The organism is Vibrio sp. MA40-2 (assembly GCF_047302445.1).
Classification (GTDB): domain Bacteria; phylum Pseudomonadota; class Gammaproteobacteria; order Enterobacterales; family Vibrionaceae; genus Vibrio.
Window position 1 is genome coordinate 2809222 of sequence record NZ_CP178628.1, and the last position, 18067, is coordinate 2827288.

Genomic DNA, 18067 nt, shown 5'->3' on the forward strand with positions numbered 1-18067 from the left:
AAACTATACACTGTATACACCTGTACAATAAGTGTCCTTTTCTGCCTATTAGTGCGTGTCCCTTATAATTGGTGTATGTCCCTTATAGTTCTTTATAATTAGTGTGTGTCCCTAACCAAAGCCTAAAAAACCGCCGACGCACCATTTAGGCTTTACAACGTTACAATTACAATTGATTTTTAAAGCTAGTTTGTAGTGCTTTGCCTATTGCTTTCAAGACATCTCGTCGAGTAATAATGCCTAACAACTTACCATTATTAACCACTGGATATACCTTTGGCTTCCCTACTTTCATCATATCTGCTAGTTCGAATATACCCAATTCTGGGCTAACGGAAAGTACTTCTTTATACATGCAGTCACCGACAATATGCGTTTCTTGGCTGGTATAGGCAACTTTCATCAAATTACTCAATAAATCTTGTTCCGACAGAAAACCAATAACATTGCCATCTGAATCCACAACAGGTCCGCCGAGATGCTGCGACTTCATAACTTTATCTAAGGCAGCCGAAAGAGACATCTCTGGGCTGAATTTAACCGCTTGATGAACCATATAATCTTTAACTTTTAATGTTTCCATGGTGAAACTCCTTAAACCTATTATGTGGCTAACTATTCATTAACGTTTATCTTACCCACCAATAAATAGTATTTCTTTTATCTATATTGTTGTCTAATTTGCTGATATTACAAATAGATACCACCAATTTGTTTAATTACAACTAACTATTAATAGGTAGAAAACTGATTATCAGCCTCCTGAAAGCCTTTAAAACTCAGTACTTACACAAATAATCACAACAATAGAAGCATCGCATGTAATTATAAATCAAAAGCTCGCGTTAACCTTGATTGCTGTTCTGCCATATTTTCTAATTTTTCACTCAACAAAACCAAATTTTGTGCACTCTTTGTCGTAACCTGGGCCAAGCTATGTATGTACTCCACGTTTTCAGTAACCTCACTTGCAGCTAGCTTATGTTGATTAGTTGCAGCCGCAATCTGATGGCTACTTTCCTCTATCTGACCAAGAAACTGATGTACTTCAAATAGAGCCGAGTTCACCCCTTGTGCATGGCTACTATATTTGGACATATAATCCGTGCATTCTGTGATTTGACAAACCGTGGTTACAGCACTTTGCTTTAACGACTCTATTTTGTCTTTAATTTCAACTGTCGAATGTGTCGTTCTTGAAGCAAGTACACGTACTTCATCAGCAACAACAGCAAATCCTCTTCCGTATTCTCCTGCTCTAGCTGCCTCAATTGCAGCATTCAATGCCAACAAATTAGTTTGATCAGAAATAGTAGAAATGACATCCAAAATTGACCCTATATTTGAAGTCTCACGCTGTAACTGCTGGATACTTTCAGTTGCTTTAAGTAATTGTTGTGACAATTGTTCAACTAAATAAGCGTTTTCCTCCATAAGATTTTGCCCTTCAACAGAACGCTGCACGGCATTGGTTACGAGACTAAATGAATCATTAGACGCGTTTGCAATCTCTACTACTGCATGCTCGATTTGCTCCATTGCCGACGCTACTTGTAAAATTTGCGCCGTTTGTTTTTCTATCGCTGAACTTAACTCATCACTGGTGGTTTGATTTTCTACAGATGCGCCATTAAGGCTTTGAGAAGAAATACTTAATTGGTTTATTACCTCGGACAATTGGTAGATCATTGCATTAATTTTATTGGCAACCTGTCCGAGTTCATTTGTTTTTTGATAGTTTACTTTAACGGCCAAATTCTTATTTGAAACGCTATCAAGCACTCCATTAATCAGACGGCTTGGAACCTTTATTGACCTTGCCAGAATCCAACTAATCAAAGCAGCAGAAAATATGGCTAGCAATACAACGGAGATAATTGAAATATAAGATTGGTTTAACGCACTATTTGATTGCGCAAATAAATGCCCAGTGTTGGTGGTAGCAAATTCAGACATCGATTCTATGGATTGCAATTGCAGATTAAGTTCTTGTTCAAGTTCCGCTCTTAAAGCCTGCGACTTAGCGTTTAATTTGATAGATTCAATATACATGTTCACAGCACCATCACTTGAAAAAACCGATGTTTGAATTAAGCTAAGTCCTTCTTGTATAGCCGAATAAATCTCAGGATGTGTATTTTTAATCTGGCTGATTAATTCCAAATAAGTTTGTTTTCGATGAGAAAAGCTTTTCATTTCTGGCTTTAGCTCACTCAAATTTTTTAATGAAAAAATAATGTCAGACTGAGATTCTATTAATCCTATTTGACTCAACAACTGTTCGATCACAATTTTATCCACTCCAGGCGCTGCCGACTGTGCCCGCAATTGATTTGTTACCTTCTGGAGTAACATTGCCATATCAGATTTAAAATATAGAACCCTATCATTTAAATCTAAGTAATGAGCATAGGTAGTCATAACCTCGTCAAGCAGATCAACGATCAATGTACTTGATGAATTTATTACCTCAACATAGTGGACTAATTCATGATCTAACTGAGCTTGCTTGCGTAACCACTCGAGCTCATTGTAATAATTATGTACCGCTGATTTTATCACTACAGATGATTCATCGAGCTCGTCAATATATGAAGAAAATAGATAAGGAGTAAGACTTCTATTAATATTAAGTAAGGATATGGTTAATTGATTAGAGTGTACAACCAAAGGTATCGATTCATTATTTATTCGACCCATTCGATTCGCGGACTCTTTGATAACACCTAAACTAAACCATGATATAAAAATCATTATTGATATTAATAGAACAAATCCAATGTGGATTTTTGATACAAGAGAAAATTGTTTCACACTTATCACTCAATTATAAATAGTAGTACTATTTATTCATGAATAAAATATATAATCCGCATTACGTATCACAAAGATATCGATCTAAAAAAAGCTGAAACAGAACCAGTCAAACAAAATCAACACTGCAGAAGAAAGTTAAATTAAAACAAACAAAACAGTTAGATACACTAAATAATTCACACTGAAAAAGATATAGAAAATTAAATTTCATACATTTATACTAAAAATAAGACCTTGCTCACTTATGACTAAATGTGATGTAAAACATATAAATATAAACCTTAAATTACAGTGTTAATAGCTAATAAAAATAGCAATAAATTATTGTTATTAAAAAATTAATGACTTGTGATAAAATAACAATACGCGACTGTCCTTTTAACTACTAGTCCATCTAACGACTATTCAGGCTATTAAATTATGCGAAAGAAAAAAGAAACCGCTACGGTATATGATGTAGCTAAACTAGCGGGAGTTTCTCCAGCAACGGTTTCTCGTTTTTTAAATAGAACAACTTACGTTTCTGATGATAAAAGTCAAAAAATTGAAAATGCAATTAATACTCTAGATTACAAACCAGTTTACCAACAAGCTCAAACTGGAAATCGTCGCACAATGACGATCGGGGCTTTAGTCCAACATCCGGACAGTCCCTTTACCAGTCAAATACTGAATGATATGGAGAAAGTTCTTATCGCTCAGGGGTATCAGTTGACTATCGCCTCTGGTCACTGGGATAAAAAAATAGAGACTCATGCCTTAACCAGTTTAGCGCAACAAAACATTGATGGACTTATAGTCGTAACCGGTAACTTAACTAACAAGCAATTAATTGATTTTTCAGAGAAAATACCGGTAATTGCGGTTGGTTATGAAGTAAAGGCAAACAGAATCCGTTGCATTAATATCGACAACGAATTAGCGGGGTATATGGCTACTTTACACCTACTTCAGTTGGGGCATACAAATATTGGTCACATTAAAGGGCTCGCTAGCCAACCTGACTCATTACATAGGTTCGAAGGTTATAAAAGAGCCTTAAAAGAAGCAGGGTTAAGACCAAACCAAAGGTTAATAAAGCAAGGCGATTTTAGTTCAGCTGTCGCTTATCAACAAACAGTACAACTATTGAATGATGAAAAAGCCAAAGTCACCGCTATTTTTGCCGCCAATGATCTCAGTGCCTACGGCGTGATTAAAGCCATTCATGATAATGGTCTAAGAGTGCCTGATGATATATCCGTTATCGGTTTTGACGATTTACCAACGTCTGAATATTTTACGCCTGGATTAACCACATTACGCCAACCAATAGAGGCAATTGGTACCGTTTCAGCGCACTCAATATTAAACTTTTTAAGTGGTGAAAGACATTCTAGTCGCTTGCCCCCGATCAATTTAATCGTGCGGCAATCTACTCAGAAACTAAACAAATAATCGACAAAAAGACCACCTTCATCGGTGGTCTTTTTATTAACATGAGTGCAAAGTCATCCGCTTTAAAATAATAATTACAGTGCTTCAGGCAAATAAGAAAATATCATTCCAGGTCTAAAATAACGGCCTGCGGTATATTTCAAACCAGTGTTTTGTAACCACACATGAAGTTTAGCAATAAACTTACCATCGATGACCGTTTCTACTTGATTAGAAAACACACTAATATCATCAGAAATATATGGATTCACTCTACAGTCGTTTAGCAAACACTCGGTTTCGATTAATCTAGCATGCCATTTTTTAGCCATGTCTTCATCAATATCAAATTGATCACGCAATGCTTGAACGGAAACAATAACTGAACAGTTAAACCCTTCTGGAGCTGCAAAAGGGATTTTTGACTGGTGATAAAGAGCGTCATATACCGTGTCCATCAATTCTATCGCTTGGTCATTTTTCCCTGCAAGCCGTAACGCTGAAGCGACACTAAACTGAACGCCAATCCATACATCTTGAGCTTGAAATGCTTCATGCGGCAAACCATTTGCCAATGTCATATTCGCCACGCCAAGTTTTGGACTATTCACTTTAAAGTTAGTCTGGTAGACATAATCTAGCGCACGACTTACTTTTTTCTCACTAAATAGGCCGTTCATGCCTAATAATTTAAGATAACTATCAGCTAACAACGCATCGCCAAAACTGTTATCAGAATCCATATCAATAATCGCACCGTAAGCATCCGTAAATGCTTTTGGTGCAAGTTGTAAAAGCTGTTTTTTCGCAGCACGACGAGCCTCGACTTTACTCTGGCCATCTGTTTGCGGAACTTGATCTAAATAGTCATTTACAATCTCTTTGTCAACAATCGTATTACCTGTTAACAATAAGCCAATTGATGTAAGAGGTTGATAATTTTGTCCAGTCAAATGTTTCGCCTGCACTGGCGTTACATAGAAATGGAAATAACCTTTTTCTTCATCCCATAAGCCTCGTTCGAGAACCATAAGTGAAGCATTAGCCCGTTCACTATAGCCGTCGGCTAAATTAGTCTCATCCATCAACTTTGCTAATTCACTTGCTGCATGCAAACCTGCGACCCACAAGCTGGCACAATAAACAGAGATACCATGCGATGCTAAGTTATCAAAGGTGTCATCAGTGCCTCGGGTCAGTGGTAACGCGTCCCCTTCTTCAATAAGATCCACTAGATAATCGACGCTTTCTTTTACTGCTTGCCAGCATGATTCCACTACTGAGAGGTCACCAGTTTGCTTATAGTGACGATAAACCATCAACACATATTTTGGTGCAAGATCTTTCCATTCCTTTACATTGTGCCAAGTATAAGCGTCTGGCTTAATGTCAAAAGGACTACCAAGGTCATGAATAACCGCCCCTCGAATTGCTCTTACCCCTTGATATTTACTATCAATTAATTCTGCATTCGGTTTATCTTCGTATTCCCAAAAACGACGTTTAGTTGGATCTTGCGCCAGTATTGCCTCTGAAAACGCTTTCATCACACAACCATCTAATTCAGGCAGTAAATACAATAATGAAAATGAACCATAAAAATAGACGTCAAGTGAGTTAAAGAAAGGATAGTCAACACACTCTTTAACTAGAAATTTATCTTCAATATCCCAAACGGTTGATTCAGCTAAGAAAGACAACGTATTCATTGCCATGGTTGAAAAATTGACAGCAGACCTGTTGTCGCCGATTGCTTGTTTAGCCTGCTCAAAATAGCGCTGTTGCTGAGCGATAATTTGTTGCTCTATTGAGTCTAAATCAGCCAGGTTGTCTTGCAAGATAGTCACTGCACGATTGTCTTGAGAGTAAAATTGCGCGTAAGCTTTTTCACTTTGCCAGTCTTGCAGCAAAATTTTGCTGTGGTCCATAACTTGGACAAATCTAACGTTTAAACTTTGATTAGGTTGAAGTTCTAACTGCACCACCACCAAAGCAGACATTGCTTCTCTGCCGCTATAAATTCCGGTATCAAATGCACTGTTAACACGACCACTGTTAAGTGCATCGATCACTGCATCTTGCTCATTAACGCTGTAAACGGTTGGTTTAGTTGAAACGGTAATATTTTGCGAACTTACCAACGAAGAGTCGACTTGAACGCCAAACAAGACTTCTCCCTCAATATCCGATTGATAAGGAGATTCGGTAGCGAGCAATACACCAGAAAAGAAATCATCATCGGTAAGTTGAGCGGTATAATTGCTATGCGACTGTTTAATTGGGTTTTGTGTCAATACGCAAGCAGAATCTTGAACGCCGGGGCGCTGTTTTGCATACGTCGACCCTATCAAATTTTTTAAGGATTGAACTATAGTGACGGTTTTAACTTGCTTGGTTAAATTCGTTACTTCAAATTCGTTCCAATGCATAGGTAATGAACATAGTTTTTTGTCACCACGTACTATGGGTGAAACTACTTTTCTTTGAATGCTGATCTCTTCAAATGCAGAATATCGATATTCTGCTATCGGATAAAGTGCTTGGTACTCAATATCTGTAGCGGAAATTGCCTCGATACTTTGCTGATTTGAGTCAGCCGTTAGCGATTTACTTTTAGCCGTTTTATTTACTACATGGCCATTAAAGAAATCTAGCATAACCAAGAGTTGTGTATGAATTGAACGGCTATCTTGTTTAATTGCAGCTTGAGTCTTGGTAGTAAATTCTATTCTCCATTTCGTGAAATATTCAGCGTTATCTGCATAAAAATCACCCGAATTAGCTGCATTTTTAATGGCTGTTAGCGCCGTATCCGAACTGGTTAAATCCAGTGTTCTACCTTGGAACAAAGCAGGGTAAAAATGGATAAACTGACTCAACTTAGCAAAATCCGCTATCACTAAATGCTCTGTACTGATTTCATCGGCAACAGATACAAAAAAATCATTAAGATTGAATTGGTTATCATTGTTATCGATGTAAATACCTGGAATAAAAGAAAAACTTGGTGTATTACCCAAAGGCGTTAACGTAAATGTACTACCAATACCACCAATCGCCATTCCGGTATTACTCGGCGTAGTTGAAATAGGAGAGTACCAAGGTTGAATAAATTCAACCGCATTACCTTGTGCGCATATCTGTTCTGAGACTCCAGAAAAACTCGTATACGGAATTGTATTTCTCATCATCAAAACCTAATGTAAATTCTATTTAGACAGAGCACCGGTTATCTTCTATGTATGTATAAATCAACCTTGCAAACTCAGTGCTCTATCGGATTTAGCCCAGTACTACTTCAACTTTATGCTCACCAGTAGTAAAGATAGGCGCCTTATTACCTTCTATCGACTCACCATTAACCAACATGCTTTTTACTCCCTTACAAACTGAATTAGGGTTAGCAACATGAATATGATAAATCGCACCGCGGAATTTACGTTTTACGCTAAATTCAGGCCAATTAGCAGGAATGCAAGGATCAACAACTAAGCCGTCAATTTCTGGTCTAACACCCAAAATCCATTGTGTGCCAGCAACATACGTCCAAGCCGAAGTACCAGATAACCATGCATTTCTACCCAGACCAAATTGTTTATGTTCGTCGCCCAATATATTTTGTGGGTAACAATATGGTTCCGACTCAAAGGTATCAAGCTGATCGTTTTTCGACGCTGGATTAATCTGGCGGTAATATTGATAAGCACGCTCACCGTTACCCATTTTTGCTTCTGCTATCATCACCCATGGGTTTGAATGCAAAAATATACCGCCGTTCTCTTTCGCTCCAGGCGGGTAAGTGGATACTCCACCCAATCGAGGTTCGAAGCCGTTATAACCAGGTGTAGATAATTTAATGCCATTGTCAGTATTCAGTTTATTATTCACTGAATCCAATGCTTGTGTTGCTCGTTGCTTGGTTGCAAAACCTGATATAACCGGCCAACTCTGGCCATTAGTATAAATTTTACCTTGTTCATTTTGCTCTGAACCAATGGGATGACCACTTTCATCATAATAACGAACATACCATTCCCCGTCCCAACCATGTTGGTTGACAATAGCTTGCATATGTTTGTATTGAGCGGAAAACTGTTCAGTTAATTGACTGTCTTGACGTAACTTACATAGATCCAGCATATCCAGTAGCGCTTTACCGTACATGTTTGCCACCATCAAGGATTCAGCGCCGGTTGGCAAATTAACCGTATCATTCCAATCAGCAAAACCAAGTAATGGTAATCCGTGTGGTCCGGTATTGCTGCGAGTAAACTCAATTGAACGGCATAGATGCTGCCAAACACTGGCGTGTTCTAATGGTAGCTCATCGCTGCCTTTTTCATAAAACGGAATGATTTTATCTAAAAACTGATGATTGCCCGTCTCTTTCACATATTGCGTGACAGCAAAAATGATCCACAAATGATCATCGCCGTAATAGTTAGGACGATCTTCTTCTTCCCTAGAATCACCTTCATTGGCTTCCATTGTTGATGGGAAAAACTGGTGCATAGCAGAACCATCACGCTTTTGCACAGATAAAAGGCGTTCCATTAGTTCTCGTGCTTCTTCTGGCATATGTGCAATCACACCTAAAGTATCTTGTGAAGAATCACGAAAGCCGATACCGCGTGCGCCATAACCAAGCTGATACAAAGACAAATAACGAGACCAATTCTTAGTGGTGTGACATTGACGTGGATTATGCACATTAAGCATTGAGTTCATCGAATCATCTGGCGTGTCGACTTGCAGTGTGTCCAAATAATTGTCCCAATCTTGCCCAAGTTCAGTGAAAGCTTGATCGACATTATTATGATCGCGATATTTGGCCATTAATGACCGCGCTTGAGCAAGGCTCTCATGTTGGGTCAGCTGAACGACGGTTCTCTCGGTTGCCCCTTTATCTAACCAACCTAAGCGTAAGTTCAACGCACCAATATTATCTCCGCGCATACATTCAGAATTGCCTAGTTCTGAATTGCTCAGCGCCATCGGAGCAACCCAACTTCCATAACCAAAGTCACCTAAAAATTGTTGACGATCACCATCAAACGAAGTAGCAATTCTATCGGCTGTCATAAGGTTGACCGCATAATCGCGTTTCATAAACGCATATTGTTCTAACACAATGTGCCCTGACTGCTCAGTATGCGCATTTAATGTCATTGTTTGTGGAACCCAGTCAGCATTGAGTAACTGTTTTAAAGCATCAAAATGGGTAAATTCATACACAGGAACAACATCAACATGTAATTCTTGGTCTGATATATTGGTGATTTTAATATCTTGTAAAAGCACCTGATCATGTTTCGGCACAAAAAACGTAACTTCGCTACGCACACCAAACGCTTCAGCAACAAATTTGCTGTATGAAAGTCCAGTATGGTTTTCAAACTTATCTAATGGCTTAAGAGTCGGCGTAAAAAATGGTGAAAATATCTCTATATCTCCAGCTTTGTTACGCACTTTTAAATATAGGGTTGAGCCTTTGAAATCCGAATTGGGCATTTGCGCTATATATTTTGTGATACGATTTAATGCAGGGTCTCCCTTGCATAACAGTACTCCACCATTACTATCAACGATTCCACCAAAATCAAGTGTACCGACATAGTTACTCCACTTAATTGGAGTGACTGGAGTGGTTGCAACATACTCTTTTTGCTTATCATCAAAAAAGCCAAATTTCATCTTAAATCCTTAGGTGCTGCCCTAAACAACAGCACAAATAAACCTTAATCTAAATTCTATCTATCTGTTAAACCGCTAGCGACTTACCACTCAAAGCATCAAACAAATGTATGGCATCGAGGTCGATATACAAAGTAGCGCTTGATACATCCACTTCTGCCGCTTGCGTTTCAACCATCATTTGTTGATTCGCCACAACGGTTTTCAACAAAATACTGGCACCCAATAGCTCTTTGTCTTTAATTGCTACCGGCACAGGTAATACTCTGTCATGGTCTACTTGTTCGCTGCGTAAATGCAGATCAGTTGGACGAATACCTAAATGTAAAGCTAAATTTTTGCTAGCGTGAGCTTTAAAACGTTCAGGTAATGGAATAGAAATATCACCCAATTCAATCGCCCAATCGCCATTAGTATCAACCAGTTTTGCATCAAGCATATTCATTGATGGGTTACCGATAAATTGAGCAACGAACTTGTTAGCAGGTCGTTTGAATACATCCGTAGGCGTCCCTACTTGCTCAACATAACCGTCTTTTAAAATGACAATGCGATCCGCTAATGTCATGGCTTCGATTTGATCATGAGTAACATAGATAGTGGTGGTTTTTAATTCACGGTGAAGCTGTTTTATCTCTTCACGCATAGTGCCACGTAATTTGGCATCTAGGTTGGATAAAGGCTCATCGAACAGGAACACTTTCGGCGTTCTTACCATCGCTCGACCCATTGCCACCCTTTGACGTTGTCCACCAGACAACTCTTTGGGTTTACGATCAAGTAATGGATCAAGCTCTAGCATTTTGGTGGCTTTTCGAACTTCAACATCAATATCCGCTTTTGCCATGCCTTTTAACTTCAGAGCAAATGCGATATTTTCATATACCGTCATATGAGGGTAAAGCGCATAGCTTTGGAAAACCATCGCTAAGTCTCGGTCTTTTGCATCAATTTTGTTCATTAGTTTGCCACCAACGTAAATCTCACCTGCGGTAATACTCTCTAAACCCGCGAGCATACGCAGAGTGGTAGACTTACCACATCCTGATGGCCCAAGAAACACCACAAACTCGCCATCTTGAACTTCAAAATCAAACTGCTTCACTACTTCGACATCACCGAAGGATTTTTTAACATTTTTAAATACTACATTCGCCATAATTTTGTCTCCGCCTCGTAAATGTTAAGTAGCACTACTCATTCCATTTACGCCGCATTAAATAATCGTCACTTTTCGTTTATTAATAAGGGCTTATCTAATTGTTTAAATCTCACCACTTATAAACCGTTTTAGCCTTTCACCGCACCTGAAGTTAACCCACTTATCATCTGCTTAGAGGCAAATAAATAGGCGGTAATCAATGGTAATATAGAAATTGTTGTCCCAAGCATTACCGCACCCCATGGCGTATTCGGTATGCCTTGAACACTTCTAAGCGCCTGAGTGATCACGTAGTTTTCTGGAGTGGTTAGAACAACTAAAGGCTGCATAAATGAGTTCCAGAAAAACACGAACTGAACAATGGCTAAAGTAGCTAATGCCGATTTCATCAATGGCAACACCACGCTCCAATAGGTTCTAAATTCACCCGCTCCATCCAACTTAGACGCTTCTAAAAGCTCTTTAGGAATCGATGCAATAACGTGTTGGCGCATCAAGAAGATACCAAATGGTGTCGTTGTAAACGGTAGCCATACCGCCATATGATTGTCCATTAAACCTAAGAATTTAACGATCATGAAGTAAGGTATCAGGCTCAACACTGGCGGTATCATCATTGACCCCACTAACATACCAAACAGCACATTTTTGCCCTTAAATTTAAATACAGCGAATGCGTAACCGCCCATACTACAAAACAGTAACGAGATAGTGGTCCCTAAAAAGGCCACATAAATACTGTTAAACATCGCTTGCCAGAAAGGCATAATTTCTAGTAGTTTTTCATAGTTAACCGTTAAGCTATCACCCATCATCAAACTGATGCCGGTTCCGAATATTTCTGACCGATCTCTTGTTGAGAGTAATGCTGACCATAAAAATGGGAACACGGTTATCAACGCTGATACGATTAGAATTGCGGCTAAAGCAGCCAATAAAATTTTTGTAATCAGTTCTGACACATCAGAACTTGGCTTTAGTGCAGATAAATTCATCTTATTGTTCCCCCAAGCCTTTTTTACCAAAGAATACAAATTGAATCGTTGTAAAGAATGCAATAAGTGCGAATAACAACCATGAAATAGCAGACGCTGTCCCCATTTCTAGCCACTCCCAACCCACTTTATACAGATACATAGATATGGTTAAACCCGCCTGTCCCGTACCACCAAGACCTTTGGTTAATACAAATGGTTCTTCAAATAGTTGTAAGTTACCAATAATGGTCATAGTGACAGCAAAAAACACGAATGGACGAATCATTGGTAAGGAAACATGCCAGAAACGATGTAGTGCATTGGCACCATCCATTCTCGCTGCTTCTAAAATATCTTTCGGAATAGTCATCAGGCCGGTGGTATATAGCACAATGTTAAAACCGGTGTATTTCCAAAAGACCACAATAGCAATCGAAGGCTTGATAAATGACGCATCATCCAACCATCGAATAGGTTGATAGTCATTAATCCAAGCAAACGCCCAACCAAATAATGAGCTGTCAGCCAACCCCATTAACGCTTGGTTAATCACCCCAGAATTAGGTGAGTACATATTGAAAAAGATAAGTGAGGCAGCAACGGTAGAGGTAATGTACGGCAAGAAATACGCCGAAGTTAACCAATGACGAAGTCTGTCACCAAGCGACACCAAAATATAAGCAACAGGAATAGCCACAAAGTGTTGAGCAACGCCAGAAGTAATCGCTAACCAGAAAGTATTCTTTAGCGAACGCCAAAGCCAAGGGTCTGTTAATGCAATGCTGTAGTTTTCAAAACCTACAAAATCCATTGCAGCTAAACCTTCTACTGGGTTCCAAGTATGGAAAGACAAGTAGACTGAAAAAAGTAGCGGAAAAATGCCAAAAACAGAAAAAATAACTAAAAAAGGTAGAAGGAATCCATACGGTGTAAGCGCTTTCATATTTAACCATGAAAGAAACCCTTTCTTTTCAGAAAGTTCCTCCTGATTCGACAATTTTGTATCTTTCATTGCCTGACTCATAATAACGACCTCACTAGAATGAGGCGCTGCCCTAATGGGACAGGCACCTCGATAGTTTACTTAAATATATTACTTAAGGTTACGTGTACGACGTAAAATTAGACGCTCGGCTTCGCTAAGCGCTGTTTTGATATCTTTGCCTTCATCTAATACTTCCATCAACGCATTTTCCATGATGATAGACTTGGCTACGTGGTCACCTCGACCTGGTTGAACTGGTTTGATATTTCTTGCCACTTCAGCAAATAGTTGACGTGCTTTTTGGCCACCTAAGAATTCAACTTCTTGGTCAAACAATGCATCATCATAAGTTGTGGTGTTGGCAGGAAATGCTGAAATAGTTTCAAAGTGCTTAAGCTGAACGTCGCGATTCGTTGTCATATATTCGATCAACTTCCATGCTTCATCTTGCTTAGTCGATTGTTTAGGAATTGAAAGGAAAGAACCACCCCAGCTGCCATAAATACCATCAGGAAGGTTTGATACACCCCATTTACCAGCGGTTTCAGGAGCAATCCAGTTTTGTAGGTGGCCTAATAACCAAGCACCAGAAAGTTGAGTGGCAAAAGTACCGTTACGGAACCCTTCGTACCATTCGTTAGACCATGCGGTTATACGTGCATCTAAGCCCGCATCGCGAATCTGCTTAGCAACTTCGAATGCGTGAACAAAACGCTCTGACGTTACAACTGGCTTGCCATCTTTATCAAAATACAGCCCTTCACCTTCAGGTACCGTAGTAAAAATGATCGCTTGAGCAACATCAGCGGCAGAAGCTATAAGATAAACACCGTCTTGTTTTAGTTGTTTACCATACTCAATATAAGAATCCCAATCTTTGATTACTGAAGCTTGTTTAACGCCTTCTTTATCCAGAATATCCGTGCGGTAATACATTACACCTGGACCCAAATCGACTGGAATACCATAGACATTACCGTCACTACCTTTACCTTGAGTCCATGCATACGGTGCAAATCGCTCCGCATATTTATCTGCTCCATACTGTTCAGACAAATTAACGAGACCACCAGAAGCAACAAAAGGGCCAATTTTTTCGACATCAACCACAATAACGTCACCAGCACCAGAACCCGTTGCCAAGTTGGTGGTTAGCTTAGTATGGTGGTCACCATGATTATTCATCAAATAGTCAACTTTAATGCCAGATTCTTTTTCGAAGTCAGGCAAAATTACTTTTAAGCTACTATCAAAATCTGGAAAGCCATCAAATCGAATTGACGTATCAGCCGCGTTTGCAGTAGCAGCAAGACCTAGCGCTACGGCACTGGATAAGGTAAGAGTCTTCAGGTTCATCTTATAGTCCTTCATTATTATAAATGAGTTGCGAGTTTTTTCACCGAGTCTCGGATAACAAGAGCAGGCGAAAGTTTAAAATCTACTTTAGTTTTCTTCTTAATAAGTTTCTGAAGGATAAGTTGCACCGCTTCAGTACTCATTTGTTCAATAGGAAAATCTATGGTGGTCAACCCCGGAGTAAGGTATCGAGCAAATAAAATATTGTCGAAACCAACCAGTGATACATCTTGTGGAACCAATAAATTGGCTTTTTTCATTTCTTCAAATGCGCCAAAGGCCATATGGTCATTAGCTGCAAAAACCGCACTAAAGCGACAGTCACGGTTAAGAAGTTTGTACATAGCATTTGCACCAGTTTCTTCAGTGAAACCGGCTTCTACTACGCGTGATTCACAATATTCCAACCCAGCATTTTCCAATGCATCACGGTAGCCTTGCAGACGAGCTCTAGCATCAGATTTTGAGAGAGGCCCAGTAATACAAGCAATTTCTGTATGCCCCATATCAATCAAATACTTGGTTGCGATATTGGCACCTAACTCGTTATCTAACTCAATACAACTGGTAGCAAGCTCAGGGATAAAGCGGTTCATTAGAGCCAGCTTGACCCCTTCATTATCTAAATTGATCAAATAATCATCGGAAACATGCTGAGTATGTAAAATGACCGCATCGACCCGACGACTTAATAAAAAATCTATCGCCTCCAATTGGCCTTGCTCTTCATTTGAACCAGAGGTCACCACCAAGTGATATCCAAAACGGCGAAGTTGATCTTCTATGGCTTGTAACATTCTTGAATAAAATGCGGATAGTTCCGGTACAACCACACCAATGCTACCTGTTCGACTTGATGCTAATGCTTTGGCAATAGAGTTAGGCCGATAACCCAATTTTTTAATCGCTTTTTCTACCAAAAGCTTTTTGTCGTGACTCACTCTACAAGAACCATTCACAACTCGGGACACTGTCGCTTGTGAGACGCCAGCATGTTCTGATACATCTTTAATCGTTGTCATGACTTTCGCCTCCTTTGTGTTACTAGCTAATGTGTAACCGATTGGTTCATGTTGGAAACCGCTTTCATGCAGCGAATAATAGAGTAATCAAAATAGTAATTCGTGAACTTGCTCACATTGAAATTAAGGTCAAGAGGCTAAGTTCTAAAAACTTGAAAACACCAACAGGAAATATTGACGCGGTGAAACTGTTTCATGGAACTGTGTTTCATTTGTTCAATTACCGTCTTACTATTAAAAAATTCACTGTTTTTTCTAAAGAACATCCTTCAACACACAAACTTGGGCAAATTAATAAATAAAACAAAAACAAAAAGGGTGCCGAAGCACCCTTGAAAATAAAAATCAGCTTATTAAGCCCAAAAACATCAATTAAAAATAAAACATAGGATTACTACTATCACGTTCCAATGAAAAACAAAACCTAACCATACTATAAAAAACAAACATTAAATAACCACTTAAATTTTTAACATTAATTTTAATACAATATAAAGCCAAACATTACCGGACACTGGAGAAACAATCATAAGTCGAATATAAATCAGAAAAAACGATTCAAGTCACGAACAGTGATTTTTTATTTTTCATGAAATAAAAACCCATTATAAATTAAAAATAAAAACCAACTAACTATCTGTTTTTTATTAAATTAAAATCAATTCTCCACTGTATAAACCGTTAAAATAACGATCTATTGTTTCATGAAAAATGCAAGCAAACAGACAATAAAAAACCAAGACCAACCTAAAAAACAGATAGAAACCCTTCAATAAAAACAGAAATCAAAAGGAACAAAAGAAAAAATTAAATAAAAATAGCAACAAATACCTAAAAAGTACTTAGTAAAGTAAACACATTTAATAAAACCAAACACAACGCTCTAAATAACAAATATTAAGAAAGATAATTTTTGTATTATTAAATAACATAACAACATATAAAAATAACATTCAACCTTTTAAAAGGTCCTATAAAAATAAACCAACCTATTTTTATTCTAACTTTAAACTTTCATAATTATGAAAACAGTTATTAATTTTCATCATTATGAAAAATTTCACCAAAGTTAATCTTAAAAAATAAAATGTTTACATTTTTTGTGTGACAGGAACTGATATATCTTATGAAATGAAAGCGATTACAAGTCAACTGCGTCGACAGTGCCTACCATCTAACTAGCTGATACTTAATACTTAACCCTTAAATTTAGTCTACTCGCAAAACGGTATTTTGTTTCATACCTAACACTGCAACAAAGTGTGTGAGCTAACAAGAGCTTTTCACATGTTTCATTCCATAAACTCGTTGCTGAAATAACAAAAAAACCTACAAATTTTAAGGACTGATAATGAAAAACTTTAAGGTTTTATCTCTTGCCCTAGCAGTGGCATCTTCGCTTAGTGCTTTTAACGCTACAGCAGCCGACGAAACAATCAACATGCAAGCTCAAATCGACGATCTACAAGCTCTGATGGCAGACAAAGCCAACGACTTGAGGTTCTTTGGTTATGCTCGATATGGAGCTCAATTCCAAAACGGCGACTCTCGTTATGTCAATGGTTTAGGTAGCACTGGACAAACTGTTGGTCGTTTGGGTAACGAAGCCAATGGCGGCGAGTTTGGTATTGCTAAAAAATACACAGCAGAAAATGGTGCTATCTGGGATCTTGCGGTTATGTTAGAACATTGGTCGAATGACGAATGGGGCTCTGCTGGTGGTGTTAACATGAAGCGATTTTATGCTGGAGCTTCTAACATCTTTGAATCTCAACCTGATATGTATGTTTGGGCTGGTCGAGATTTCCATGCTCGTCTACAACAAGGCTTAAATGACTACTATGTAACAATTGAAGATGGCCAAGGGGGTGGTTTCAAAGATTTTAACCTCGGCCCGGCAAAATTTGACTTAGCTGTCGTTGGTGGAGTGGATGATAATGAAGGCTCGCTTGGTAACGACAATGGCCGATACGCGCTTACCACAAAACTAAAAGACATCGACATGGGTTTTGCCAAACTCGATGCCTACGCTCACTTCGGCTTTACCTCTGAAGATGCCGATATTCAAAGTAGCGGTATGGACGGAGAAAATGCATGGTTAGTTGGTACACACGTTAAATTAGGTTCTGACAGTTTGCACTTACGATACGGTGATGGTGCGAACAATTCGGTTATGGGCCTTAAAGGTGATTTCCAGAGTTTATTTGTCAGTTATGAGGGTGGATTTGAAGCCGGAGATAATTGGAATATTAACTACCTAGGCGCGTATTACACTCAATCTGGCGACGATGCAAATGACCAAAATGAATACAGCTTAATTGTTCGCCCGCAATACCGCTGGAATGACATCCATTCTACTTGGATTGAAACCGGTTATGCATTAGTTGATGAAGATAATGGCAACAAATCAGATGGCTGGAAAGTTACACTTTCGCAAAACTTATCCATTGGAGGCCTTCCTTGGAGCCGCCCAATGTTGCGTTTCTATGCAACTGTTGGAGAAAAAGATGTCACACCACAAGGCGCAGCGACCGCTACAACAGACACAATGAGCTTTGGTGCTATGTTCGAAGCTTGGTGGTAATAAGATTAGCGGTTAGCTGATTCGTTATAAGTTGATTCGTTGTAAGTAAATGAA

Annotated in this window: 11 protein-coding genes; 2 read left to right on the top strand and 9 right to left on the bottom strand. The window is 38.7% G+C overall.

Translation table 11 applies throughout. From position 1 onward, the window contains the following. Positions 1-166: 166 nt before the first annotated feature. Together ACLKML_RS20145 and ACLKML_RS20150 are read right to left on the bottom strand one after the other, a co-directional pair. Positions 167-583 carry a CBS domain-containing protein gene (locus ACLKML_RS20145; protein ID WP_413284734.1) on the bottom strand — a complete coding sequence of 139 codons (417 nt, stop codon included), beginning with the start codon at positions 581-583 and terminating at the stop codon, positions 167-169. Between the two features lie 242 nt (positions 584-825). After that, positions 826-2700, bottom strand: a complete 1875-nt coding sequence (locus ACLKML_RS20150) for a methyl-accepting chemotaxis protein (RefSeq protein WP_413284735.1) — start codon at positions 2698-2700, stop codon at positions 826-828. A 537-nt stretch (positions 2701-3237) separates the two neighbouring features. Between ACLKML_RS20150 and ACLKML_RS20155 the strand changes: the two genes are divergently transcribed. Then, positions 3238-4254, top strand: coding sequence for a LacI family DNA-binding transcriptional regulator (locus ACLKML_RS20155; RefSeq protein ID WP_317715324.1), 1017 nt, complete (start codon positions 3238-3240; stop codon positions 4252-4254). A gap of 74 nt (positions 4255-4328) precedes the next feature. Here ACLKML_RS20155 and ACLKML_RS20160 read toward each other — a convergent pair whose 3' ends face one another. The 7 genes from ACLKML_RS20160 to ACLKML_RS20190 all read right to left on the bottom strand — a co-directional run bounded on the left by ACLKML_RS20160 (position 4329) and on the right by ACLKML_RS20190 (position 15429). Continuing rightward, entirely contained in the window at positions 4329-7421 is a 3093-nt protein-coding gene (locus tag ACLKML_RS20160) for a GH116 family glycosyl hydrolase (protein WP_413285944.1), read from the bottom strand. Positions 7422-7515: 94 nt separating this feature from the next. Then, positions 7516-9927 (bottom strand): GH36-type glycosyl hydrolase domain-containing protein, encoded by a 2412-nt coding sequence (locus ACLKML_RS20165; protein WP_413284736.1) that lies wholly within the window; start codon positions 9925-9927, stop codon positions 7516-7518. A 67-nt stretch (positions 9928-9994) separates the two neighbouring features. Beyond that, entirely contained in the window at positions 9995-11086 is a 1092-nt protein-coding gene (locus tag ACLKML_RS20170) for a sn-glycerol-3-phosphate ABC transporter ATP-binding protein UgpC (RefSeq protein WP_317715326.1), read from the bottom strand. 131 nt (positions 11087-11217) lie between these two features. Beyond that, positions 11218-12084 carry a carbohydrate ABC transporter permease gene (locus ACLKML_RS20175; protein ID WP_317715327.1) on the bottom strand — a complete coding sequence of 289 codons (867 nt, stop codon included), beginning with the start codon at positions 12082-12084 and terminating at the stop codon, positions 11218-11220. Between the two features lies 1 nt (position 12085). Then, positions 12086-13009 (bottom strand): carbohydrate ABC transporter permease, encoded by a 924-nt coding sequence (locus ACLKML_RS20180; RefSeq protein ID WP_413285945.1) that lies wholly within the window; start codon positions 13007-13009, stop codon positions 12086-12088. A gap of 150 nt (positions 13010-13159) precedes the next feature. Continuing rightward, on the bottom strand, positions 13160-14407 hold the full coding sequence (locus ACLKML_RS20185) for an ABC transporter substrate-binding protein (protein ID WP_413284737.1): 1248 nt from the start codon (positions 14405-14407) through the stop codon (positions 13160-13162). Between the two features lie 17 nt (positions 14408-14424). Then, positions 14425-15429 carry a LacI family DNA-binding transcriptional regulator gene (locus tag ACLKML_RS20190; RefSeq protein WP_413284738.1) on the bottom strand — a complete coding sequence of 335 codons (1005 nt, stop codon included), beginning with the start codon at positions 15427-15429 and terminating at the stop codon, positions 14425-14427. Between the two features lie 1351 nt (positions 15430-16780). On the opposite strand from ACLKML_RS20190, the gene ACLKML_RS20195 reads away from it, so the two are divergent. Continuing rightward, positions 16781-18013 (top strand): carbohydrate porin, encoded by a 1233-nt coding sequence (locus tag ACLKML_RS20195; RefSeq protein ID WP_413284739.1) that lies wholly within the window; start codon positions 16781-16783, stop codon positions 18011-18013. Positions 18014-18067: the final 54 nt, after the last annotated feature.

Coding starts and splice junctions, on each gene's coding strand:
- ACLKML_RS20175 (WP_317715327.1), bottom strand. CDS start 12,084: ATGAATTTATCTGCACTAAAGCCAAGTTCTGATGTGTCAGAACTGATT.
- ACLKML_RS20170 (WP_317715326.1), bottom strand. CDS start 11,086: ATGGCGAATGTAGTATTTAAAAATGTTAAAAAATCCTTCGGTGATGTC.
- ACLKML_RS20160 (WP_413285944.1), bottom strand. CDS start 7,421: ATGAGAAATACAATTCCGTATACGAGTTTTTCTGGAGTCTCAGAACAG.
- ACLKML_RS20185 (WP_413284737.1), bottom strand. CDS start 14,407: ATGAACCTGAAGACTCTTACCTTATCCAGTGCCGTAGCGCTAGGTCTT.
- ACLKML_RS20155 (WP_317715324.1), top strand. CDS start 3,238: ATGCGAAAGAAAAAAGAAACCGCTACGGTATATGATGTAGCTAAACTA.
- ACLKML_RS20195 (WP_413284739.1), top strand. CDS start 16,781: ATGAAAAACTTTAAGGTTTTATCTCTTGCCCTAGCAGTGGCATCTTCG.
- ACLKML_RS20145 (WP_413284734.1), bottom strand. CDS start 583: ATGGAAACATTAAAAGTTAAAGATTATATGGTTCATCAAGCGGTTAAA.
- ACLKML_RS20190 (WP_413284738.1), bottom strand. CDS start 15,429: ATGACAACGATTAAAGATGTATCAGAACATGCTGGCGTCTCACAAGCG.
- ACLKML_RS20180 (WP_413285945.1), bottom strand. CDS start 13,009: ATGAAAGCGCTTACACCGTATGGATTCCTTCTACCTTTTTTAGTTATT.
- ACLKML_RS20150 (WP_413284735.1), bottom strand. CDS start 2,700: ATGGGTCGAATAAATAATGAATCGATACCTTTGGTTGTACACTCTAAT.
- ACLKML_RS20165 (WP_413284736.1), bottom strand. CDS start 9,927: ATGAAATTTGGCTTTTTTGATGATAAGCAAAAAGAGTATGTTGCAACC.